General features: G+C 43.3%; 14 protein-coding genes and 2 pseudogenes. All 16 read left to right on the top strand.

The window, feature by feature from the left end; genetic code table 11:
* Nucleotides 1–70: 70 nt before the first annotated feature.
* Nucleotides 71–229, top strand: coding sequence for a hypothetical protein (locus OCV60_RS05560; RefSeq protein ID WP_167338125.1), 159 nt, complete (start codon nt 71–73; stop codon nt 227–229).
* 278 nt (nt 230–507) lie between these two features.
* Entirely contained in the window at nt 508–1,368 is an 861-nt protein-coding gene (locus tag OCV60_RS05555) for a DUF6017 domain-containing protein (RefSeq protein ID WP_242857114.1), read from the top strand.
* A 20-nt stretch (nt 1,369–1,388) separates the two neighbouring features.
* Nucleotides 1,389–1,907, top strand: a complete 519-nt coding sequence (locus OCV60_RS05550) for a PcfB family protein (RefSeq protein ID WP_055052950.1) — start codon at nt 1,389–1,391, stop codon at nt 1,905–1,907.
* A pseudogene (locus OCV60_RS05545) lies at nt 1,904–2,500 on the top strand (type IV secretory system conjugative DNA transfer family protein); the annotation flags it as partial. The gene OCV60_RS05550 and the pseudogene OCV60_RS05545, both read left to right, overlap by 4 nt.
* A gap of 756 nt (nt 2,501–3,256) precedes the next feature.
* Nucleotides 3,257–5,104, top strand: coding sequence for a group II intron reverse transcriptase/maturase (gene ltrA / locus OCV60_RS05540; protein WP_055052949.1), 1,848 nt, complete (start codon nt 3,257–3,259; stop codon nt 5,102–5,104).
* A gap of 109 nt (nt 5,105–5,213) precedes the next feature.
* Nucleotides 5,214–6,515: pseudogene (locus OCV60_RS05535) on the top strand (VirD4-like conjugal transfer protein, CD1115 family); the annotation flags it as partial.
* Nucleotides 6,516–6,656: 141 nt separating this feature from the next.
* The gene (locus OCV60_RS05530; RefSeq protein ID WP_005338487.1) at nt 6,657–6,872 is read left to right on the top strand and encodes a Maff2 family mobile element protein; all 216 of its coding nucleotides are present in this window, start codon (nt 6,657–6,659) and stop codon (nt 6,870–6,872) included.
* Between the two features lie 23 nt (nt 6,873–6,895).
* The gene (locus OCV60_RS05525; protein ID WP_055052948.1) at nt 6,896–7,765 is read left to right on the top strand and encodes a VirB6/TrbL-like conjugal transfer protein, CD1112 family; all 870 of its coding nucleotides are present in this window, start codon (nt 6,896–6,898) and stop codon (nt 7,763–7,765) included.
* 16 nt (nt 7,766–7,781) lie between these two features.
* Nucleotides 7,782–8,156, top strand: a complete 375-nt coding sequence (locus OCV60_RS05520; RefSeq protein ID WP_055052947.1) for a PrgI family protein — start codon at nt 7,782–7,784, stop codon at nt 8,154–8,156.
* A 328-nt stretch (nt 8,157–8,484) separates the two neighbouring features.
* Entirely contained in the window at nt 8,485–10,956 is a 2,472-nt protein-coding gene (locus tag OCV60_RS05515; protein ID WP_465245478.1) for a VirB4-like conjugal transfer ATPase, CD1110 family, read from the top strand.
* A 96-nt stretch (nt 10,957–11,052) separates the two neighbouring features.
* Nucleotides 11,053–11,364 carry a hypothetical protein gene (locus tag OCV60_RS05510; protein WP_055052945.1) on the top strand — a complete coding sequence of 104 codons (312 nt, stop codon included), beginning with the start codon at nt 11,053–11,055 and terminating at the stop codon, nt 11,362–11,364.
* Between the two features lie 29 nt (nt 11,365–11,393).
* Nucleotides 11,394–13,862 carry a C40 family peptidase gene (locus OCV60_RS05505; protein ID WP_070100100.1) on the top strand — a complete coding sequence of 823 codons (2,469 nt, stop codon included), beginning with the start codon at nt 11,394–11,396 and terminating at the stop codon, nt 13,860–13,862.
* A 16-nt stretch (nt 13,863–13,878) separates the two neighbouring features.
* A complete protein-coding gene (locus OCV60_RS05500; RefSeq protein ID WP_055052944.1) occupies nt 13,879–14,208 on the top strand; it encodes a DUF4315 family protein in 330 nt (109 codons plus the stop codon).
* Nucleotides 14,198–14,881: a CD1107 family mobile element protein gene (locus OCV60_RS05495; protein ID WP_055052943.1), complete on the top strand. Its 684-nt coding sequence runs from the start codon at nt 14,198–14,200 to the stop codon at nt 14,879–14,881. Before OCV60_RS05500 ends, OCV60_RS05495 begins: the two co-directional genes overlap by 11 nt.
* Before the next feature lie 82 nt (nt 14,882–14,963).
* A complete protein-coding gene (locus OCV60_RS05490) occupies nt 14,964–17,060 on the top strand; it encodes a DNA topoisomerase 3 (RefSeq protein ID WP_055052991.1) in 2,097 nt (698 codons plus the stop codon).
* Nucleotides 17,061–17,079: 19 nt separating this feature from the next.
* Nucleotides 17,080–25,248, top strand: a complete 8,169-nt coding sequence (locus OCV60_RS05480; protein ID WP_055052942.1) for an SNF2-related protein — start codon at nt 17,080–17,082, stop codon at nt 25,246–25,248.
* Nucleotides 25,249–25,285: the final 37 nt, after the last annotated feature.

Genomic DNA, 25,285 nt, shown 5'->3' with positions numbered 1-25,285 from the left:
TTATGGACAAGTGTTTCATAGATGCCCTTTTTGCTAATACTGATAAAAAAGTGAAGGGAGAAGAAATGGGATGAAAACAGTATTGATCGTTGCAGGGATTATCGTATTCCTGGTATATGGGTTTGTTTTATACTGCTGCATAAGAGTTGGAAAGGAATCCGATGAACAGTATAACAAGCTGAGAGAAGGAAAGGAGCAGGAAGATGACAGAAGTAGGGTATGCAAGTGATAAGCCTTCGGACTGTGCGTATTGTTACTTCTTTAGTGCCAGGAGAAAGAAATGCAAAAGGAAAGAATGTTTTTATCGTATTTCTTCTCCGCCACTTCGCAGGAAGGTAACTCACTGGGAGCCATGTGAAGGCTGTCCCTATGGAAAACATACTCCCTGTCTGGGTTACTGCATTGTGAAGGCTATGAAAGAAGTGAAGGAGCATCGGAACACAGGATAATACATATGAATTTCCGTATCATTACGGTGAAGAAGCTGAATCCTATTCTTTTTACCGTGTGCCTAAAGTCCTTTTTACCAATACGCAGTTTAAGAGCCTTTCCTGTGAAGCGAAATTGCTTTATGGACTTTTGCTTGACCGTATGCAGCTATCTATAAAGAATCGGTGGCTGGATGAAGAGGGAAAGGTATATATTTATTTTTCCCAGGAGCAGATCTCCGGCATGATGGGATGTGGCTTGAAAAAGGTAGGGAATCTGTTAGCAGAGCTTGACAGTCGGAAAGGAATTGGATTGATTACGAGGATACGGCAGGGGTTAGGCAGACCGGATAGGATTTATGTACGCAAATGTACGCAACGGGATATGTATAAAAGGAATATCCAGACACGTCAAAATGACATTTCTGGAAATGCCAAAATGACAGGTACAGATATGTCAGAAATGCCGGGTAATGATACTGAGGATAATAAGACTGAAATAAGTGACACTGATAGGAGTGATACTGAGTATCTTTCTTTCTATTCCGAAGAAAGTGAAGAAATGCACAGGAAACGAATGGAAAGAGAAGTATACCACCAGATGATCTTGAACAACATTGGGTACGAATATCTGGTTGATGTGTATAACCGGGATATGCTGAACGAGATTGTGGAGCTGATTGTGGATACTGTCTGTTCCGAACAGGAAATGATACGGATAGGTGGGGACAGAAAGCCAAAGGATGTGGTTAAAAGTCAGTTTTTGAAACTGAATTCTGAACACATCCGGTTTGTCCTGAAATGCTTGAAGGAGAATACCAGTAAGGTGATCAATATCCGGCAGTATTTACTGACAGTTTTATATAATGCACCACTTACGATCAGCAATTATTATTCCGCACTGGTGCAGCACGATATGTATGGTGACAGTGAAGAATAAAGAAAGGAGGAGTGAGATAAGTGCAGGATGAAGTAAACGAAAAAACCGTATCGCTTTGTATCCGATGTGGGAAGGTCACTGCAAATCTGTTAAAGGCAGCAATGAAAAAAGCTCTTGTTAAGATGGAACAGGAGAAACAAAAGCTGAAGGGGCAGAAACAGCCTAAGCAGGATAAAGAGGATAAAACCTATAAGGGAAAGCAGAGTATGGATAAGCTGATGAAGCAGAATGTACAGCTTTCCAATATTGAGATTACGGATGGAAACATCAAATCGTTTGAGCGTGTAGCAAAAAAGTACAGCATTGATTTCAGCCTGAAAAAAGATGTGAACGCTGATCCGCCAAGATATTATGTGTTCTTTAAAGCCAGAGATGCAGATGTAATGACTGCGGCTTTTAAAGAATATACAGGACAATCTCTGAACAAGGATAAAAAGCCATCTGTAAGGAAAAAGCTTCAGCAGGCGATTTCCAAGTCGCTTAAAAAGCACAGAGAACTGGAGAAAACAAAAGGAAAGGAGAAAGAGCCGTCATTATGAGCAGATTACAGAAGTTGCTTGGTGTAGGAAAAGGATACCTGGAGAGATTACCGCCGGTGGATGTACATAAGCTGCTTCGGCTCATTCTGCTGAATCTTCCGTATATCATGATTTTTTATGTGGGGAATAAGCTGGCATGGTTGTATCAATACTGTGCAGGTAATTCCATGATAGAAAGACTGATAGTGTTAGTCCTGAATTTTCAGCTGGCATTTAGCAGGATTCTTCCAAGTATGCATAAAAATGAATTGCTGGTTGGATTGACCGGAGCTGTGGGAGTGAAGCTCATGGTTTATCTGAAAGGGAAAAATGCCAAAAAGTTTCGGCAGGGTGTGGAGTATGGTTCGGCTAGATGGGGGACAGCAAAAGACATTGCACCCTTTATCGACCCAATATTTGAGAACAATATTCTTCTTACCATGACTGAACGGTTGACTATGAACGGCAGACCCAAGAATCCGAAATTTGCAAGGAACAAGAACGTGATTGTAATCGGCGGATCTGGTTCCGGAAAGACCCGGTTTTATGTAAAACCAAATCTGATGCAGATGGGAAAATATATCAGCTATGTGGTCACGGACCCCAAGGGAAGTGCGAGACGTTCCAGTCTGAAAAGGACTGGCACATCTCAACTGAATCATTGTTTATTGTAATGAAATTAGTTCGAGTTGGAGAACTGAATGCGTGAATAGTCGAATGAAGGGGTAACGCCCTGAAAGGCTACTCTAATACTCCGGCTGGCATGGAAATGAGTAAACATTGAAATGTCAGAAGCCCGGTGAAGTCGGCAGAGAGATACCGTAACAATAGTAGTTGACGAAAGCTGTCCAGAGGTGGATGGTGTATCCTATATGCCGGGAGTCTATAAAATACCTATGGTTAGAATGGTGGATGTTACATAATCCACTGACGAACCCTCGAATGTACGGGTCTATATCGGGACTAAGTAGAAATGCTTAGTAACACAACTAGTGTTGCTACTGCGGGTGAGTAAGACTTCTGCCTTTATGAAAATCCGTGCAATGTTACAGGCATTGATGTGGTAGCAGGCTCAGAGATGGGAACCTACGGGTATATATGAACAGATAACGCATTCGGAACGTCGTAAGCTGACAGCGTGGAGATTTTACTGTCTATGAAACGTATCGAACGGGAAAGTCATCGTGAGATTAGCGATGATATAAGGGAGATAATGTCAGTGAAAGCGGTGGCATAGTACCGATGAAACCGTGATAACAAGCGGTGGAGGGATAGCCACTAGTCATACATTAGAGTAAATAAGTTACAAATGGTATGGGTTCGAGTAAGACTAAGAGATGTAATAACTCCCAGATAGGAGGTTACAGACCATACAAAAGAAAGCTAAGCTCCGGTACAACGAATATTACGATATGCAGAAAGCATTCGATGAGTTGTATCAGCAGAGCAAAAATGGTAACAACTTTTATAAGTTATTAGAAATTATCGGTTCAGAGCAGAATATTTGCCTGGCATACCGAAACCTAAAAACCAATAGCGGAAGTAAAACCGCTGGTACAGATGGTAAAACAATCGAGGATATCAAAGGTCTATCGGACAGGGAAGTAATTGAAACTGTCAGAAAACAATTAGCAGATTATCATCCGCAATCAGTCAGGAGGGTCTTTATTCCTAAGCCCGGAAGCGATAAAAAGCGTCCGTTAGGGATTCCATGTATCTGGGATAGACTGATACAACAGTGTATCTTACAGGTGTTAGAGCCGATTTGTGAACCTAAGTTTCATAATCACTCCTATGGATTCCGGCAAAATAGAGATGCCCACCATGCGGTCAGCAGAGTTGTCAGCATGGTAAATATGTATAAACATTATTATTGTGTGGATGTGGACATCAAGGGCTTCTTTGATAATGTAAACCACGGAAAGCTGCTAAAACAGATATGGACATTAGGTATACGAGATAAACGATTGCTATGTATCATTAGCAAAATATTAAAATCAGAAATTGAAGGAGAAGGAATACCGGACAAGGGTACACCGCAAGGTGGGCTGATTAGTCCGTTACTTTCGCTCATTGTGCTGAATGAACTTGATTGGTGGGTAAGTAGCCAGTGGGAGACTTTTACACCAAATGGAGTGAAGAAAGGCAACATGAAAGGAAGTAAGGGCTGGCTGAGTTATGCACGAAAATATACAAATCTAAAAGATGGGTATGTGGTGCGTTACGCTGATGATTTTAAAATTATGTGCAGAAGTTATACTGATGCACAAAGATATTATCATGCGACAATAGACTTTTTAAAGTCAAGATTAAAACTCGACATTAGTCCGGAGAAATCCAAAGTTGTTAATCTCCGAAAGAACTCTTCTGATTTTCTGGGATTCAAAATTAAAGTCCTGCCAAAAGGCAAGACCAGATATGGATACATTGCTAAAACTGATATGAGCGATAAAGCCATCAAAAAGGTTATTGCTGAATTAAAGGCAAAAGTGATTAATATAAGAAAACACACAACTGTTGGTAGAATCAATGCCTATAACATGGCAGTGATAGGAATACAGAATTATTATTGTATTGCTACCAACATATATAACAATCTAACGGATGTTAATTACGCTCTCTTACCAACCTTTAGAACCAGATTATCATGTATTGGAAGTACAATTCCGTTTGCGGAAACGCCCTATGAATTTCAACAGAAAACTGTAGGAATCAAGAAAGAAACCAAAATTATAACAGTAGGCAAAATGCCACTACTGCCACTTACAGGAGTTCATCACAAACATCCTATAAATTTCTCACAAGATATTACCAGCTATACAGCAAAAGGAAGAGAAAAGATTCATAAATCTGTCCAATGTGTAGAAACACAGGAATTACGAAATGTGATGAAGTATAGGAATCCTAATGAAAGCATTGAATTTAATGATAATAGTATTTCTGCATACCTCGTGCAACAGGGGAACTGCTATGTCATGGGAAATAGGCTGAATGTACATCAAATGAAATGTATAAGGAAAATTCCAGTAGGTGAAGGTGGTACAGATAAGCATACTAATATCGCATTTATTTCAGAGGAAGTATGGCGAGCTGTTATGACAGAGGATATTTCAGAAACTATCAGAATAATGAAGAAATTCAATATGGACGACAAGCAAAGACGGAGATTCAACCGATTGCGTGAAAATTATGGATTACTACCAATTAAGAAAAGATAACTTATAAATTTACTTGAGTATGATGGCACGCCGTATGATGCGAAAACATCATGTACGGTGTAGAGCGGGGGAAAAGGTGGAGATTACTTCAAAGCCTTACCTATCGCTATCGATCATCATTGAGTGCGGAAAGATGCTAGTACGGCATGGATATAAAGTGAAAGTATTGAATACAATCAATTTTTCCAAGAGTATGCACTATAACCCGTTCCACTATATCCATTCTGAAAAAGATATTCTGAAACTGGTGAATACTATCATGGTAAACACCAAAGGGGAAGGGGAGAAGTCCAGTGAGGATTTCTGGACGAAGGCAGAAAGGCTTCTGTATTGTGCATTGATTGGCTATATCTGGTATGAAGCACCGGAGGAGGAACAGAACTTTGCGACACTGCTTGAATTTATCAATGCATCGGAAACAAGGGAAGATGATGAGACATTTAAAAATGCAGTAGATATGCTGTTTGAGGAACTGGAGAAAGAAGAACCGGAACACTTTGCAGTACGTCAGTATAAAAAATATAAATTAGCCGCCGGCAAAACAGCGAAGTCGATTCTGATTAGCTGTGGAGCCAGACTGGCACCATTTGATATTGCGGAGCTTCGTGAGATCATGAGCTATGATGAAATGGAACTGGATATGGTAGGGGATCAGAGGACAGCATTGTTTATCATTATTTCAGATACCGATGATACGTTTAACTTTGTTGTGGCAATGATGTACAGCCAGTTATTTAACCTGTTATGTGACAGGGCAGACGATGTACACCATGGACGATTACCATATCATGTCAGAATATTAGCTGATGAATTTGCAAATATCGGACAGATTCCGAAATTTGACAAGCTGATCGCAACTATTCGTAGCCGTGAGATTTCAGCATCCATTATCCTCCAGTCGCAGTCACAGCTTAAGACCATCTATAAAGATGCTGCTGAAACTATTTTAGGTAACTGCGATACGATGTTGTTCCTTGGAGGCAAGGAAAGTTCCACATTAAAGGAGATTTCCGAGACACTGGGAAAGGAAACGATTGATTTATACAACACTTCTGATACCCGTGGGCAGAGCCGTTCTTATGGGATGAATTATCAGAAAACAGGAAAGGAATTGATGAGCCGGGACGAGCTTGCGGTCATGGATGGCAGTAAATGTATCCTTCAGCTGAGAGGTGTCAGACCGTTTTTCAGTGACAAGTTCGATATTACCAAGCATAAACGATACAAGGAATTGTCGGACTATGATAAGAAAAATGAATTTGATGTGGAAGCGTATATGCGGCATCGGATGGAAGTGAAGCTGACAAGGGCACAGGAATTTGACCTGTATGCCTTTTCAGAGGAAAGTCTGGCAGAAGAATTAAATATAGAAAACAAGGAAGCAGAGCATGTGAAAGATTTAAACACATAGCTCTTTTTTCTTTGCCCTTACGGGGAGGTGATGGATTTGAGAGATCATGAAAGGCCGCCCATAAGGGCAGAGCCGGAAGAGACTTTTTAAAACATAGATAGAAACTGATAAAAAGCAAAGATTTGAAAGGAGACAACGACTATGGCGTTTTTTAATCAGGCAATTAATATTTTACAGACTCTTGTAGTAGCGATCGGAGCTGGTCTTGCAGTATGGGGTGTCATCAACCTGCTGGAAGGATATGGTAATGACAACCCAGGTGCAAAATCCCAGGGGATTAAGCAGCTGATGGCGGGAGGTGGTGTTGTTTTGATTGGCACCCAGCTTGTACCGTTACTTTCCGGTTTGTTTAGCTGAGAAACTTAGGAGGGAGATGACTCATGGATCGGATATTTGAAGCGATTGAAGAATGGATGAGGAATCTTCTGACAGGCATGGTAAGTTCCAACCTGACAACAATGTATACCGATGTCAATGAAAAGACCGGTCAGATTGCTGCTCAGGTTGGGCAGACACCGCAGGGCTGGAATGGGAACATTTACAGCATGATACAAAATCTTTCCGATTCGGTCATTGTGCCGATTGCTGGTATGATTATTACCTTTGTGCTTTGTTATGAGCTGATTTCCATGTTAACAGAAAAGAACAATATGCATGACATTGATACATGGATGTTCTTTAAATATTTTTTCAAGATGTGGGTGGCAGTCTGGATCGTCAGCCATACATTCACGATTACCATGGCGGTATTTGATGTCGGGCAGTCAGTAGTGAGCCGGGCCGCTGGTGTCATCAGTTCCGATACAGCGATCAATATAGATACGATGATTACCACGATGGAAACGGCAATGGAATCTATGGAAATCGGTGAACTTGTCATACTGGCACTGGAAACGATGCTTGTGAGCCTGTGTATGAAGGTTATCTCAGTCTTTATTACAGTGATTTTGTATGGGCGTATGATTGAAATCTATCTCTATTCGTCCGTTGGAGCTATTCCATTTGCAACTATGTCTAACCGGGAATGGGGGCAGATTGGAAACAACTATCTTCGTGGATTGTTTGCACTGGCATTTCAGGGATTCTTTATGATGGTCTGCGTGGGAATTTACGCAGTCTTAGTAGCGAATATCCAGATGTCAGATAACATTCATTCTGCATTGTTCGGCGTGATGGCATACACGGTGATCCTTTGTTTCAGTTTGATGAAAACAGGAAACTTTGCCCGTAGTATCTTCAACGCTCACTAGAAAGGAGGAACTGGCAATGGCATTTGTATCAGTGCCTAAAGACTTAACCAAGGTTAAAAATAAGATCATCTTCAACCTGACCAAACGGCAGCTGATCTGTTTTGGGATTGCGGCGGCAGTAGGAGTTCCGTTTTATTTCCTTACCAGAGGGATCATCGGTTCCAGTAACGCAGCCACCGGGATGTGCCTTTTGATGCTTCCGGCATTTTTATTTGCCATGTATGAAAAGGATGGACTTCCGTTAGAAAAGGTTTTGAAAAATATGATCACCGTGAAATTTATCCGTCCTCCGGTACGGAAGTATCAGATGGAAAATCTGTATGAGAAGAAATTTATCATGGTCAGAAAAAAGAAGGGAGGACAGAAGAGTGTTAAAAAGAAAAAACGATAGACAGCCACCGCAGAGATTGGAAGAAGAATGTTATCCAAATGATTACTGGCTGGATGAAGAGGATGGTGGAGAAGATATTCCAGATCCGGCGGTCAGCAGTAAGCCGGTAAGCGGCAGACTGCACAGCGAGCCAATGGTAACAGGCTATGAAGCATTGGAAAGACAGAGAGGGGTACGCCGACCAAACAGAAAGCTGACCCGCAGGGAAAAGAAGGCTTTGAAAAGGGCGCAGAAATATGAAGCGAAACTTCATAAAGAGCATGAAAAAGCGGATAAGAAAAATGCGAAGAAAGAAGCGAAGCTTGCGGCAAAAGCAGAGAAACAGGCGATGCGTGAAGCAAAGAAAAGTGCAAAGAAGAAAAAGAGCAGTTCAGCTACAGTACCGCCGAGACAGCAGCCGGAAGGGAAGAAGGTTTCGGGCGGAAAAGGTGGTACCACAGAAAAGAAAGTAGCAAATACTGCCAAAGATAAACGGATCACAGCACAGCAGTCCATTCCTTATCATGAGATGGGGAGAGATGGTATCTGCCGTGTGCAGGATAGATTTTATTCCAAGACCATCCGTTTTTATGACATCAACTACCAGTTAGCTCAGAATGAGGATAAAAATGCGATCTTTGAAAATTGGTGCGACTTCTTAAATTATTTTGACAGCACGATTCATTTTCAGCTTTCCTTTATCAATCAGCACAGCAACATGGCGGAGTATGAAAAGGTTATCCATATCAATCCGCAGGAGGATGAGTTTGATGATCTGCGTATGGAGTTTGCACAGATGCTTAATAATCAGCTGGCAAAAGGAAATAATGGATTGATGCGTACCAAGTATATCACCTTTGGTATCGAAGCAGAGAGTATCCGGGAAGCACGACCGAAACTGGAACGTATCGAGTCGGATATTATGAATAACTTCAAGATTCTTGGTGTGACAGCGTATCCGTTGAATGGAGCCGAAAGGTTGCAGATCATGTATGAGACATTTAATCAGGATAGTAAAGTCCCTTTCCATTTTTCTTATGATGAGGTACTTCGGACAGGTCTTAGCACAAAGGATTATATCGCACCGACCAGCTTTGTATTTAAGAATGGAAAAGACTTTCAGATGGGTGGAACGATAGGAGCCGTTTCTTATCTTCAGATTCTTGCCCCAGAGCTTACGGACAAGATGCTGGCAGAGTTTTTGGAGATGGACAGTAACCTTATGGTGAATTTCCATATCCAGTCCATTGACCAGATGAAAGCGATCAAGCTGGTAAAGAGCAAGGTGACCGATATTAACCGGATGAAGATTGAGGAGCAGAAAAAGGCAGTTCGTGCCGGATATGACATGGATATTATCCCATCAGACTTAAATACATATGGTGGAGAAGCCAAGAGACTTCTGGAAGATTTACAGTCCAGGAATGAGAGAATGTTCCTTGTAACGGCACTGTTTTTAAATACGGCAGAGACAAAGCAGGAGCTTGAAAATGTCGTATTCCAGACTGCCGGTATTGCACAGAAATATAACTGTGCATTGAAACGTCTGGATTATCAGCAGGAGCCGGGGCTTATGAGCTGCCTGCCGCTTGCTATGAATCTTGTGCCTATCAAAAGGGCACTTACCACAACATCTACGGCAATCTTTGTTCCGTTTACCACACAGGAATTGTTTATGGGTGGGGAATCCATTTACTATGGTTTAAATGCCCTTTCCAATAATCTGATCATGGCAGACAGAAAGAAACTGAAAAACCCGAATGGTTTGATTTTGGGTACACCGGGTGCCGGTAAGTCATTTGCGGCAAAGCGTGAGATCACCAACGCATTTATCGTGACAAAAGATGACATTATCGTGTGCGATCCGGAAGGAGAATATTATCCGTTGTTCCGGGCATTTCATGGACAGGTTATCCGCATTTCACCGACCAGCCATGATTATATCAATCCGATGGACATCAATCTGGATTACGCAGATGATGATGACCCACTTTCCTTAAAGTCCGATTTTATCCTGTCTCTTTGTGAGCTGGTAGTTGGTGGGAAGAATGGACTGGAGCCGGTAGAAAAAACAGTTATTGACCGTTGTGTGCGTCTGGTGTATCAGGACTTTCTTTCTGACCCAGTACCGGAAAAGATGCCGATCTTAGAGGATTTATATAATCTTCTCCGTGAGCAGAAGGAGCAGGAGGCACAGCGTCTTGCGACTGCACTGGAAATCTACGTCAATGGTTCTCTGAAAGTATTCAATCACAGAACTAACGTGGAACTGAGTAACCGCATGGTATGTTTCGACATCAAAGACTTGGGAAAACAGCTGAAAAAGCTTGGTATGCTGATCGTACAGGATCAGGTATGGAACAGAGTAACGATTAACCGTTCAGCGAATAAGAGTACCAGATATTACATTGATGAATTTCATCTGCTTTTAAAAGAAGAGCAGACAGCTGCGTACAGCGTGGAGATCTGGAAGCGATTCCGTAAATGGGGCGGTATTCCGACGGGTATCACACAGAATGTAAAAGACCTGCTTGCCAGCCGTGAGATTGAAAATATCTTTGAAAATTCTGATTTTATCCTGATGTTAAACCAGGCATCCGGTGACAGGCAGATTCTTGCAAAGCAGCTGAATATCTCACCACACCAGCTTTCTTATGTTACCAACAGTGGAGAAGGTGAGGGACTGGTCTTTTATGGCAGTACCATTATCCCGTTTAAGGATAAATTTGATAATTCCCTGATGCTGTATGCGTTGATGACTTCTAAGCCGGATGAGGTGGAGAAGCGTAAAAAACTTGGTATCGGAGAAAGAGACGATTAAAAAATATAAAAAACAAAATAGAACAAAAGCAGGGGATGAGCCGGGAAAAGATTTCCGGCCTTTTTTCTGCCCAAGAATGAAATGGAGGATCACTACATGAGAGATTATACGAATTTTGAGAGATGCAATGGGGAACCTTGCTGTGTATTTGCAGAGAGAATCTGTGCAGACAATTATAAAGAACTTTTAGAAAAAGGAAAGGACAGTAACGGGGAGGAGGTGTTTGGCGAGATGTTAGATGATCTGCTGTATTTAGCGGAACTGATTGACTTTATGGGGATTACTTCCTGCTTGGCTGCAAGAAGAACATTGAGTGAAAGACTTACAGATAAGCTGACAGATTCCATTGCAGGACTGGCAGATGAGGTACTGGAAAAATGGGAGAGCTATCAGGATAAAGCAGAATAACAGGTAAACAGTAAAGGGGATGGTGAGATTTGCAGGAGCATGAGTATAAGGCGAGAGATAAAACCGTCCAGAAGATGAGTCGTGATGGTCTTAGAGAAGAGAACCTTCGGAATAAAGAAGAAAAAAGGATCACTGGACGGGATATGGATACAGAGGTTTCCCGTAGTGAAAAAAAAGATGAACTGGATTTCAGTAAGAGAAGGCGTGAGCATATCAATGAAAAAAGGGAAACAGAACATCCGGAGCAAAGTTCAAAAAAAACCAGATATAGTAGAGAATCTGTACTGGATGAGAAGTCAGAACAAGATATAGATGGAGAACTGGATAGGGAACAAGTAGCCGATGAAAGCACAGCTGCAACGAAATCCGCATTTCGCAGTGAGAGCATCCGTGGACAGCCAAGAGGAGAACGGGCTTATCTGGAAACGGTTGCAGACAGCCGGGATCTCCGTAAGAAAAAGATGGTCAGAGATTATGCGTTAAAAGAAAGACGGAAGGAAAAGGAGGATTCCGAAGAAAGCAAGACGGCAAAGAGAGAAGCTACCCGGTACAGGGAAACTTCAGAAGTGGCAGAAGAGTCTCTGGATGGATTTTCGGAGGAGATCAAAGGCAAATCGAAGCGGGAACGTGTGCTGAAAGAACAGCGGAAAAAGAGTTCCAGATTATCGTTTGGCGATGAAAGTGATGGCATGGTACATGGAGCCGGTATCGGTATCCGAAGTTCTGCATCTGTCGTGAAAGATGCTGCGGCTACGGCGGCTCATTGGAAAACCCATGAGGCAGAAGAGGATAATGCTGCGGTAGAAGGGGCACACCGGGCAGAGCTTGCAGGAGAGAGCCTTGCAAGAAAATCCATTTATACAAGGGAACGCTTAAAGCAAAGGAGGGAACAGTCAAAAAGACTGAAAGAAAGCGTTCTTGATGAAGCAGAAAAAAGCAGGCTGATGTTTGAATCTGTTTATGGAAATGAAGCAAAAAATATGGTGAAGAAGGAAGCGGAGCAGAAAAGAAAATCTGCATTGCAAAAACTGTTCCAGAAGAAACGCTATCAGAAACAGTATCAGGCAGCAAAGCAGAGTAAAAAGGCAAAGGATGCCATGATTACTTCAGCACAGAAATTTACAGAAAAGGCGAAAGATGCGGTCAAAATGATTGCGGCACAAAACCGTGGGATTTTTGCTACAGTTGCTATCTTTGGATTGATCTTTGTCTTGATTGCAGCAAGTTTTACCAGCTGCAGTGCATCCCTGCAGGGAGCTTCGTCTGCCATTATTTCCACCAGTTATTCCAGTACAGATGAGGACATTTATGCCGCTGAAAATGCATACCGGGCATTAGAAGAAGCCTTAAATACGCAGATCAATCAGATGGAATCCACGCATCCGGATTACGATGAATACCGGTACCAGATTGATGAGATTGGCCATAATCCATATCAGCTGATCTCTTATCTGACAGTAAAATACGGTGGTTTTACTTATGATGAAGTGGCAGAGGAGATAGAGTCCATTTTCCGTCAGCAGTATGGTATTACGACAGATTCTACCAGGGAGACAGTTACCGAAACAAAGACAGTCCGGGTAGGAGAATCACTGGGACAGGTTGTCACCAGTGGGTATTGTAACTGCTCCATCTGCTGTGGGCAGTGGAGTGGAGGACCGACAGCCAGCGGTGCGATGCCGACAGCCAATCATACAATCGCAGTAGATGCATCAAATCCTTTTGTACCGATGGGAACCCATGTCATTATGAATGGTGTGGAATATGTAGTAGAAGATACCGGAGCTTTTGCAAGATATGGTGTTCAGTTTGATGTTTATTATGATAACCATGCAGCAGCTTCCGCACACGGGCACCAGACATGGGAGGCATACATAGCAGACAGCAATGGAAGCCAGGAAGTGCAGGTTACGACAACGAAGGAAGTAAACCGTCTGGATGTGACGATGACAAATCGCAATCTGGATACCGTATTGAGAAGCCGCATGACGGAAGAAGAACAGGAAAGATACGATGCGTATAACAAATATTATGGAAATCGTGATTACCTGTTTGACTTAAACAGCATACCCACCGGAAGTGGAGGTTTTGGTTATACCATACCGGCAGATGCTTTATCTGATCCACAGTTTGCAAAGATGATCCGGGAAGCAGAGAAATATCTGGGAGTTCCTTATGTCTGGGGTGGCTATTCCCCAAGTGGATTTGATTGTTCCGGATTTGTAAGCTGGGTTATCAATAATTGTGGAAATGGATGGAATATTGGAAGATGTACCGCCGATGGACTTCGTTCTCACTGTTCGCAGGTATCTCCATCGGAAGCAAAACCGGGAGACTTGATCTTCTTCCAGGGAACCTATAACACAAGTGGAGCGAGTCATGTTGGAATCTATGTCGGCAATAACATGATGATCCATTGTGGTAAGCCGGTGCAATATACAAGTATTGCAAGTGCCTACTGGCAGGAACATTTTATGGCATTTGGTCGTCTGCATTAGAGGAGGTGACAGGCAGATGAACATGAAATTGAAAAAGATTCTGGATGATATTCAGAAAACAGAGGATAAGATTGCAGAGCTTCAGGAACATCTGAAACGGCAGAATACTTTAAAACAGCAGATGGAAGATATGGAGATTATCAAATCATTTCGTTCTATGAAGCTGGGCAGTCGGGAGCTGCTGGTACTGCTTGACGGGATTCAGAAAGGAACCGTTACGATTCAGATGAATGAGGACGGCGGTATCACAGTGGAAGATACCAAGGAGACACCCCAAAAAGAAAGCGATAACAGACCACCTGTGGGGCAGGTGGCAGAAAGAGAGGTTTTAGACGATGAGGAATAAAGTGGTAAAGAAACTGCTGATGCTTGCCATGGTGGTAACGATGCTTTCCGGGACATCTATTGCTACTGTCTATGCAAATGCGAATCCACCGGCAGAAGAGACAACGACAGAAGTAGTGCAGGAGACTTCTACGGAAACAACCGAAGATACGGAGAAGAAAGAGGATACCGGAAGGGTGAGTGGAGAGAGTAACAATTCCGCTTTTTCTACACCGGGAAATGCCCAGCTTGTAGATGATAAGGAAAATGATGATACAAAACAGTTCCTTACTATCCAGACGAAAAAGGGGAATACTTTTTACATGGTCATTGACCGTTCCAGTAATACAGAGAACGTATATATGATGTCTCTGGTCGATGAGAACGATCTGGCAGAATTTTTGGATGAAACAGAAAAAGACAAGGAAACTGAAGAATCAACCGTAGTGATCCCGGAAACCACACCGGAGACTACACCAGCAGCAGAGGAGGAAACCGAAGTGAAGAAAGAAGAGAAAAGCGGAATGAATGTGAAAGGTCTTGCAGCTATCGTAGTTGCAGCAATCTTAGGCTTTGCAGGAATCGCAGTCTATAAGAAACATGGACGCAGTAAGGACGAAGATTATGTAAGTGAACAGCTTGAATTTTCAGACGGTCCGTATGTAAATGAAGAGGACGATGAAAAAGAAGAATAAGCGTTTTTAAGAGATGGAAACAGTAATAAGGACAGGGGCAGCCAGAAATCTTGGCTGCCTTTTTTGTAGAAAGGAAAGGATTATGTCTAAATTTTTAGTGATCGCAGAGAAGCCAAGTGTAGCACAAAGTTATGCGAAAAATCTGTCCGCTTATAAGCGGGAGGACGGTTATCTGGAGGGAGAAAGCTGTATTGTCAGCTGGTGCTTAGGACATCTGGCAGAATACGCACAGCCAGAGGAATATGACCCGAAATATGAAAAATGGCAGTTCGATGATCTGCCAATCCTTCCAGAAGCATGGAAGTTGAAAGTTTCCAAGGATAAAAAGAAGCAGTTTGATGTCTTAAAAGGTCTGATGAACCGAAGCGATGTGGAATATCTGGTAAATGGCTGTGATGCAGGAAGAGAAGGAGAACTGATCTTTCAAAGGGTGTATGTGCTTGCCGGATGCAGGAAACCAGTGAAACGTCTGTGGATCAGCTCGATGGAAGATGCCGCCATTCAGAAAGGTTTCCAGACAATGAAAAGTGAGGAAGAATATAAGAATTTCTGTATGGCTGCGGTGTGCAGGGCACAGGCTGACTGGCTGATCGGAATGAATGGAACCAGAGCATACACCACGAGATATTTTAAACGATTGGTTGTGGGCAGGGTACAGACCCCAACCCTTGCCATGCTTGCAGAACGGCAGGAGAGGATTGAGCATTTTCAAAAAGAAGCATTTTATAAGGTAGCACTGACAGATGGAAAACTTACAGTAGTTTCCGAGAACATTGCAAATGAAGAAGCTGCGGATCTGCTTGCAGCGTTATGTAATGGTTCGACCGCTGTGGTCACACAGATGAAGAAAGAACGTAAGAAATCATTTCCACCGAAACTTTATGATCTGACAAGCCTGCAGAGAGAAGCCAACCGTTACTTTGGATATACAGCGAAACACACACTGGATATGTTACAGGAATTATATGAAGAAAAGCTGGTTACTTATCCAAGAACAGACAGCCAGTTTGTAACGGAGGATATGAAAGATTCGGTAGAGGAACTGGTAGGAAAAATGCCAGTATTACTTTCGTTTGTAGATTATGGACAGTTGGGGCATGGCATAAAAAGGGTGATCAACAATGCAAAGGTATCTGATCACCATGCGGTTCTTCCGACGAAAGAAGCCGTGGAGAAAGGAATTGCTGATTTACCGGCGGATAAAAAGAATCTGATGAGGCTGATCTGTCAGCAGCTGGTACAGGCAACCGGAGAAGAATATCTGTATGAGCAGACAGATATTACGGTAAAGTGCCAGGAACATGATTTTAAAGCCAGAGGGAAGATTCCAGTACAGATGGGATTTAAGGAAGTAGAAAAGGCATTTAAACAGCTGTGTGTCAAAGCGGGACCAGTGGAGGAAAAGGAAAAAGAGACTTCGATTCCTGCTGGGTATGAAGAAGGGATGAGGCTTTTTCCAGTAAAAGCAGAGAAAACCACACATTATACCTCTCCGCCGAAACCATTCAATGAAGATACGCTCCTCGCTGCAATGGAAACAGCCGGTAATAAGGAGTTTGATTCTGAAACAGAAAAGAAAGGGCTGGGGACTCCGGCAACAAGGGCAAGTATCATTGAAAAATTGGTTTCTTCCGGTTATGCACAGAGAAAGGGTAAGCAGATATTACCAAGTACCGAGGGAAAGGAATTGGTAAAGGTCATGCCAGAGTATCTGAAATCAGCAGTAATGACAGCGGAATGGGAGAACCAGCTGTTGCTGATGGAAAAGGGAGAGATTACAGATACTCAGTTTATGGGAGAGATTACTTCTCTTGTACGTAAGATTTTAGAGGTATGCAGGGAGATACCGGAAGAGGAACGCAGGAGATTCCAGATGGAGAGGGAAGTGATCGGCAAATGTCCGGTCTGTGGCTGTGATGTTTTCGAGGGGAAACAGAATTTTTACTGCTCAAACCGTCAGTGTGATTTTGCCCTTTGGAAAGAAAACCGTTTCCTGGGAAGCATGGAGAAAAATCTGGATAAAAAGATGGCAAGAGAACTTCTTGATAAGGCTTGTACCCATGTAAAAGGTCTGTATTCTAAAAAGAAAGATATGAAATTTGATGCAGATCTGTTACTCACGCTGGAGGATGGCAAGCCGAGATTCCATCTGGAATTCCCAAAGAAGAAAAAGAAATAAGACAAGGAGGTAAAGCGATATGTCTAAATTACAGGACATCCGGGATCTGGCACAGGAACATGCCGTATCAGTGAGCGGTTCCCCCAGAGACTGGATGGATTATATGGACACAGCATCAAGGTTATACCGTTATTCTTTTTCAGACCAGCTTCTGATCCATGCACAGCATCCGGAAGCAACGGCCTGTGCATCACTGGAATTATGGAATGAAAAGATGTTCCGATGGGTGAACCGTGGTGCAAGGGGAATCGCCCTGCTTGATGAAACAGGACAGCATACCAGACTCCGTTATGTGTTTGATATTTCGGATACCCACATGGTAGCCGGGGGCAGAAGCCCGTATCTGTGGCAGATGCAGGAACACCAGAGAGAAGAGATCCTCACCCATCTGGCAGAAGTCTATGCTCTGGAAGAAAAGGATGCGGCAACTTTGCAGGACGCATTGATGGCGGTCGCAAGGGAAATGGTCAATGACAATCTGGAGGAATACCTGGATGGATTGGAATATGCTGTAGAAGGTACTTATCTGGAAGATCTGGATGAGGTGACGATCCGCAGTGATTTTCGTCAGCTGGCAACAGACAGTGTTTACTATCTGCTTTCCAGGCGATGCGGGCTTGACCCGATGGAACTTCTGGAAGAAGAGGACTTCATGCATATCACAGATTATAACCGTCTGTCAGTTCTCACCTTCCTTGGAAATGCGGCAAGCCAGCTCAGTGAGAGTATTCTGATTGATATTGGAAAGACCGTACATAAAATTTCTCTGGAAGAAGCGAGAAAAGAGGTTGAAAATTCCAATGAAAGGAATTATAATAACTTTACCACGTTAATTCGTGAAAACAAATACCAGGATGCAGAAACGAAAAAAGAAGAAAATATTGAAAATGAAGGAGGAACCGATTATGGAATTGACATATCATCGCAAGGGAGATTATCTGTTTCCGAATCTGACCGTCGAAGAGGAAGAAGTGACGATCGGGAAATATGGGATGCTGCGGAGGACATTTCTGAAAGAACACAAGAACAGCCTTTATCAGAGCCTGTTCCTGACCGGGAAGCTGAACAGCCATCTGGAACAGATCGAGAAAGCAGCACAGGAGAGAATGGACAGCCAGATGGAGAAATTACTGGAGAAGAATCCGGCACCGGACAAGGAAGCAGATCCGATGGCATGGACAGCACACATGAACGCACTGATGGCAACAGCGGAAGAGAGCATCTTGACGGAATTGGTATACAGTTAGTCGAAGATACAAGAGAAGATGGATTGAGTAAAGCAGAGGAAGAGATCGCCTCTGCTTTATCTTTGCCCGAATATCCTACCGCAGATGAACAAAGACGGCAGATCGAGAAAAGGGCAGCTGCCCTTTATGCCGGAGAAATCCCGATTCCAGAGGAAGTTGTCGATGAGATCTTACGGACAGGAGGAAACCGGAAAGCCAGCCAGCTCCGGATCATCTATAATTTCATGAGTGAACAGACACCGGAGGAATATACGGAGTTTGTGAAGCGTGAATACCGTAAAGGTGGAAAAGGTTTTCAGATTGATGGAAATGAATATTCAGTCTGGTTTGATGAAACCGGGATGCAGATCGCAGTAGGGCATACGGTTACAGACCATATCTTAGATAAGGCATTTTTATCATGGGAAGATGTCAGCGGACGTATCCATCAGCTTTTAGACCAGGGTGAATATGCACCGCAGTCTGTATTGGATGCGGCAAGAAGTAATGCAGTAAAAGAACACGCCCAGGCTCTTGCCTATATGAAAGGGGATATGGCAGAAGGAGTAGCGGAGATTGTTTTCGATGAGGAGGATTTACCACATCTTCGCAGTATCTATCCGGAGATCACGGATTATCTGGAAGAAAAGCTGGAGGATTCCCAGTGGCTTTCGGAACTGAATGAAAGACTGGATGCACTGGCAGAAGCCTATGAAGAAAATCATTCTATTATGCGTTTCCATCATTATAATCCTATAAATATCTCAAAGCAGTTTCAGAAGTTTGCGGATGAGGTGATTCCTTATCAGGCTAGGGACGGCTTTGCCTGGAAAGAACATCCGATGTTCATTACACAGGATGAGATTGATGCTTATATTGCAGGAGGTGGAGCGTATTCGCAGGGCAGGCTTAGGACGTATTCCTTTTATCTACTTCATGAAGATGAAAGATCGAGGACAGGTTTTATCAAGGAACAGTATGGGATCGGTGGAAGCAGTCATGCACTGTCTGGTGCCGATGATTCACACGCAAACTATGATGGAAAAGGCTTGTTTCTTGCAAGAGGTGCTTATGGGAATCCATATACGTCAATTTTATTATCCTGGAATAAAGTTGCAAATAGAGTAGCTTATCTGATAAAGAATGACCAGTTCTTGCAGGCAGAAGATTATGCTCGTATGCCGGAATATGAACGGGAGCAGATGGCAAATAAGGTACTCCGTTTTTATGACCGTCTTCCGGAAGAGGTGGACAGACCATTTACGGAGGACTTCTTCTGGGAAAAACCAGGAAAAGAAATGGTGGCAGTTTTAGAGAATCCAGAGCAGACAGAAGAACTGTTACAGAAGATGGATGCAGCATTGGCAGCTTTGCCATTGGATTTTGAGGCATATGGGACAAACTACCAGCAGAAAACAGAACTTCTTTCGGAACTCCACCAGTATGCAGAAGGAACCTATACGATATTCCCGACACCGGAAGCAGAATCATCTTTTGCGGAACCATCCGGACACCAGATGACCATGTTTGATTTCTTGGATACAAAGGCAGTGACAGAACCGACCGTAGTAGATATGTCAGATGTGGAGGAAATAGAAGAGGAAGAGGTTACTGCCGAAGAATCTATTCTGGAAAGTCAGGAACAGGAAACAACGAAAGATTCTGAGGGACAGGAACCAACTGAACCAGAAGAAGAGACAACAGCTAAAACAGCAGAAGAACTGGCAGAGTCCTGGGATGAGGGTGTTTTTGAGTATCAGGGGTATCACTTTGAAGCAGTAGGGGTATTGCCGGAAGGACTAGAGGGAAAAGATCTGGTTGCACAGACCCGTTCCAATACAGAACTTCATCTGTCGACCTATCATACAGAAGATTTCCCTAAATATTCGTATGATGAGTTTTATGCAGTCAGCAATGCACCAACTGCCGATGTGTTCCGGTGCCTGGAAACCGGACGCAATTATATTCCCGGAGAAAATGAACTGTTTGGATATGAAGGAGAATTCCAGCCATATTTGAAACCGGAAGCAGAAAAGATTGTAACAGAACCGCATAACTTTCGGATTCAGGATAATGACCTTGGAGCAGGCGGTCCGAAAGCAAAGTATAAAGCAAATATGGAAGCCATCCATTTGTTACAGACTTTGGAGAAAGAAGAACGTCTGGCAACACCCGAAGAACAGGAAATCTTATCCCGTTATGTTGGCTGGGGTGGTATCCCACAGGCATTTGAGGAGAGTAACAGCAGCTGGGCGAATGAGTATCTGGAATTAAAGAATACTTTATCGCCGGAAGAATACAGTGCAGCAAGGGCATCGACCTTAAATGCTTTTTATACGTCCCCGACCGTGATCCGAAGTATGTATGAAGTACTGGAAAATATGGGACTGAAACAGGGAAATATTCTGGAGCCGTCCTGTGGTGTCGGTAACTTTATGGGACTGATCCCGGAGAGTATGGGCAAAGCCAATATGTACGGTGTGGAACTCGACCCGGTTTCGGGAAGAATCGCAAAACAGCTTTACCAGAAAAACAAGATTGCAGTACAGGGATTTGAGGAAACCAGTTATCCGGACAGCTTTTTTGACTGTGTGATAGGCAATGTTCCATTTGGGGCGTATCAGGTCAGTGACCGCAGATATGACCGGCATCATTTTATGATCCATGATTATTTTATTGCAAAATCCCTTGATCTGGTCCGTCCGGGCGGTGTAGTTGCAGTGGTAACTTCCAGTGGAACGATGGATAAGCAGAACCCGGCAGTGAGACAGTATATCGCAAACCGGGCAGAACTGCTTGGAGCCATCCGATTACCGAATAATGCGTTCCAGAGAAATGCCAATACCAGCGTTGTTTCTGATATTCTGTTTTTCCAGAAAAGGGACAGGGCATCCATTGAGGAACCGGAATGGTTAAATTTAAAGGAAACACCGGAAGGCTATTCAGTCAATGCTTATTTTGCAGAGCATCCGGAAATGGTGCTTGGTGAGTTTACTACAGAAAGTACCCAGTATGGAAAGCAGGAAGTGACCGTAAAACCAAAAGAGGGAATAACCTTAGAGGAGCAGTTAAAGGAAGCTGTAAAGCATATACATGGTACCATTACGGAACTGGAACTTTCCGATACCGAACTGGAAGAAGATGTGGTGTCCATTCCAGCAGACCCGGAAGTAAAGAATTTCAGCTTTACGGTGGTCAATGAGGAAGTGTATTACCGGGAAAACTCTGTGATGAACCGGATGGAACTTCCGGCAATGACAGCGGAACGTGTCAAAGGGATGGTGAAGATCCGTGATGTTACGAATGAACTGATCCAGTGCCAGATGGAAGAGGGAAGCGATGAACAGATCACAAAGCTGCAGGGAAAACTCAATGAAGAATACGATACCTTTACAGCAAAATATGGTTTACTCAGCAGCAATGCCAATAAGAGGGCATTTAGTCAGGACAGCAGCTATTGTCTTTTGACTTCTCTGGAATTTCTGGATGACAAGGGAAATCTGAAACGAAAAGCAGATATTTTTACCAAGCGTACAATCCGTCGGGCAGAAACAGTAACTTCCGTGGATACTGCCAGTGAAGCACTTGCGGTTTCCATTGGTGAGAGGGCAGGCGTTGACCTTTCCTATATGGCACAGCTTTCCGGGAAAACAGAAGAGGAGCTTACCGAAGAACTGGCAGGAGTGATCTTTAAGAATCCAATCAGTGAAAAGTGGGAGCCGTCGGATGAATACCTTTCGGGAAATGTAAGGGAGAAGTTGCAGATTGCCAAACAGTTTGTAGAACACCGCCCGGAATATCAGGTGAATGTACAGTATTTGGAGCAGGTACAACCGAAAGATCTGGATGCATCAGAGATTGAGGCAAGACTTGGAGCAACCTGGATTTCAGAGGATTATATCACACAGTTCATGGCAGAGACATTCCATACTCCAAGATATTATGTAGGGGACAAAATCAAAGTCCAGTATGCAGAAGTGACCGGACAGTGGAATGTCATGGGAAAAAGCGTGGACAGCTATGGAAATGCTCTTGTCACTTCCACTTATGGAACACAGAGAGCCAATGCATACCGCCTTTTGGAAGATGCCTTAAACCTTAGAGATACCAAGATTTATGACACGATACAGGATGCCGATGGGGAACACCGGGAACTGAACCGAAAAGAAACAATGCTGGCACAGCAGAAGCAGGAGCTGATCAAAGAGGAATTTAAGGAATGGATATTTAAAGACCTGCACCGACGGGAAGATTTATGTAAGATTTACAATGAACGATTTAACAGTATCCGCCCACGAGAATATGATGGAAGTCATATTCAGTTTGTCGGTATGAATCCAGAGATTACCCTGATGCCGCACCAGAAAAATGCGGTGGCTCATGTATTATATGGAAACAATACGTTACTGGCACACTGCGTAGGAGCAGGAAAAACTTTTCAGATGATCGCTGCTGGTATGGAATCAAAACGGTTGGGACTATCACAGAAGAATCTCTATGTCGTACCAAATCATTTGACAGAGCAATGGGGCAGTGACTTTTTACGTCTTTATCCGGGGGCAAATATCTTGGTGGCAACGAAGAAAGATTTTGAACCGGCAAACCGAAAACGGTTCTGTTCCCGCATTGCGACAGGGGATTATGATGCGGTGATTATCGGACATACGCAGTTTGAGAAAATCCCTCTTTCAAAGGAACGTCAGATTGCCATGTTGGAACAGCAGATTGCAGACATTACATTTTCTATTGAAGAAGCAGCACATCAGGCAGGGCAGAATTATACCATCAAGCAGTTGGAAAAAACAAAGAAGAGTCTGCAGGCAAGAATGAAAAAACTCAATGACCAGACCAGAAAAGATGATGTAGTAACTTTCGAGCAGTTAGGTGTAGACAGGCTGTTTGTGGATGAAAGCCATGGCTTTAAGAACCTCTTTTTATACACAAAAATGCGAAATGTGGCAGGTATTTCACAGACGGATGCACAGAAAAGTTCCGATATGTTTATGAAATGCCGGTACATGGATGAACTGACAGGCGGCAGAGGAATTACTTTTGCAACGGGTACTCCCGTATCGAATAGTATGACGGAACTTTACACCATCATGCGTTATCTTCAGTATGACACACTTATGCGTATGGGTATGGGACACTTTGATTCCTGGGCGGCAACGTTCGGGGAGACAGTAACCGCAATCGAATTATCACCGGAAGGAACGGGCTATCGTGCAAAAACACGGTTTGCCCGTTTTTTTAATCTTCCGGAGCTGATCTCTATTTTTAAAGAAGCTGCGGATATTCAGACATCAGATATGCTGAATCTTCCCGTACCGGAAGCAGAATTTATCAATGAAGTCTTAAAACCAAGTGAAGAACAGCAGGAAATGGTCAGTGCCTTTTCTGAACGTGCGGAAGATGTAAGAGCCGGCCTTGTGAATCCAACGGTAGATAACATGCTTAAGATTACCAATGACGGAAGAAAATGTGCATTGGATCAGAGGTTGTTAAATGAACTTCTACCGGATGCAGAAAAAAGCAAGGTCAATACCTGCGTGGAAAATGCTTTTCAGGTATGGGATGAGGGAAAAGCAGACAGGACAACACAGCTGATCTTCTGTGACCTGTCTACTCCAAAAGGGGATGGGACTTTCAACGTATATGATGATGTCCGGAACAAACTGGTTGCCAGAGGAATTCCAAAAGAAGAGATTGCTTTTATCCATGAATACAACACGGAGGCAAAGAAAGCAGATCTGTTTGCAAAGGTACGGGCCGGGCAGGTGAGAATCCTTATGGGTTCCACTCCGAAACTTGGTGCAGGTACGAACGTGCAGGACAGACTAATCGCTCTCCATCATCTTGACTGTCCATGGAAACCATCCGATCTGGAACAGCAGGAAGGGCGTATTTTAAGGCAGGGAAACCAGAATGAGAAGGTAAAGATATTCCGGTATGTGACAGAAAATACCTTTGATGCGTACATGTGGCAGATTTTGGAAAACAAGCAGAAGTTCATCAGTCAGATCATGACCAGTAAATCGCCAGTCAGGGCTTGTGAAGATGTGGATGATACGGCATTGTCTTATGCCGAGATCAAGGCACTTGCCACAGGAAATCCCTACATTAAGGAAAAAATGGATCTGGATGTACAGGTGAGTAAGCTGAAACTTCTAAAGGCAAACCATACCAGTCAGATTTACCGTCTGGAATCCGATATTGCAAAGAATTTCCCAGTACAGATCAGTGCATTGAAAGAACGGATTGCCGGAATGCAGGTGGATTCGCAGGTAGTAAAAAGTGTGGATTTACAGGATAATGACAAGTTTGTCATGACGGTAGGGAATGTCCTTTATGAAGATAAGAAAGAAGCAGGAGAAGCATTGATCGCTGCCTGTGCAGGATTAAAAGCGGTCAGCACAGGTGGAAAGGTCGGAGAGTATCATGGGTTTACATTATCCGCTTCCTATAATATGTTCTCCAATGCTTTTGAATTGACGATCAAAGGAAAATGTTCTTATAAGCTGGAAATCGGAAAAGACCCGGTAGGAAATATGCAGCGTATCCATAACACCCTTTCTTCTATCGACAGGAAGCTGACGGAAAGTGAGCAGAAACTGGAAACTGTACAACAACAGCTTGCTACCGCACAGGAAGAGGTGAAGAAGCCATTCCCGAAAGAAGCGGAACTGAATGAAAAGATGGAACGATTATCAGAATTAAATGCGTTGCTGAACATGGATGAAAAGGGTAATGAGACTATTCTGGCAGATGAGGATATTGGCAGAGAAGAAAGTTCCGTAGACAGCAGGGAAAACGTGGAAGAAAAAGAACTTCCGGAAACAGCGGACAAAATCCATAAGCCGTCCATTCTGGAACTGTTAAAGCAGGAGAAGGCACAGCAGAATACAGCGGAACAGACCGTTACACAGAAAAGTGCAAAGAAAAAGCACGAACAGGAGTTATAAAAGAGTTCCCGTCAGAGTTTCCTCTGGCGGGAATCCT

Source organism: Coprococcus ammoniilyticus (assembly GCF_025567345.1).
GTDB lineage: Bacteria > Bacillota > Clostridia > Lachnospirales > Lachnospiraceae > Coprococcus > Coprococcus ammoniilyticus.
This window is presented reverse-complemented; position numbering and strand designations above follow the sequence as displayed.

Bases quoted from the DNA above. Each gene is read 5' to 3' on its own strand.
- OCV60_RS05530 (WP_005338487.1), top strand. From the start codon at position 6,657: ATGGCGTTTTTTAATCAGGCAATTAATATTTTACAGACTCTTGTAGTA.
- OCV60_RS05515 (WP_465245478.1), top strand. From the start codon at position 8,485: ATGCGTGAAGCAAAGAAAAGTGCAAAGAAGAAAAAGAGCAGTTCAGCT.
- OCV60_RS05500 (WP_055052944.1), top strand. From the start codon at position 13,879: ATGAACATGAAATTGAAAAAGATTCTGGATGATATTCAGAAAACAGAG.
- OCV60_RS05490 (WP_055052991.1), top strand. From the start codon at position 14,964: ATGTCTAAATTTTTAGTGATCGCAGAGAAGCCAAGTGTAGCACAAAGT.
- OCV60_RS05495 (WP_055052943.1), top strand. From the start codon at position 14,198: ATGAGGAATAAAGTGGTAAAGAAACTGCTGATGCTTGCCATGGTGGTA.
- OCV60_RS05510 (WP_055052945.1), top strand. From the start codon at position 11,053: ATGAGAGATTATACGAATTTTGAGAGATGCAATGGGGAACCTTGCTGT.
- OCV60_RS05480 (WP_055052942.1), top strand. From the start codon at position 17,080: ATGTCTAAATTACAGGACATCCGGGATCTGGCACAGGAACATGCCGTA.
- OCV60_RS05560 (WP_167338125.1), top strand. From the start codon at position 71: ATGAAAACAGTATTGATCGTTGCAGGGATTATCGTATTCCTGGTATAT.
- OCV60_RS05520 (WP_055052947.1), top strand. From the start codon at position 7,782: ATGGCATTTGTATCAGTGCCTAAAGACTTAACCAAGGTTAAAAATAAG.
- OCV60_RS05525 (WP_055052948.1), top strand. From the start codon at position 6,896: ATGGATCGGATATTTGAAGCGATTGAAGAATGGATGAGGAATCTTCTG.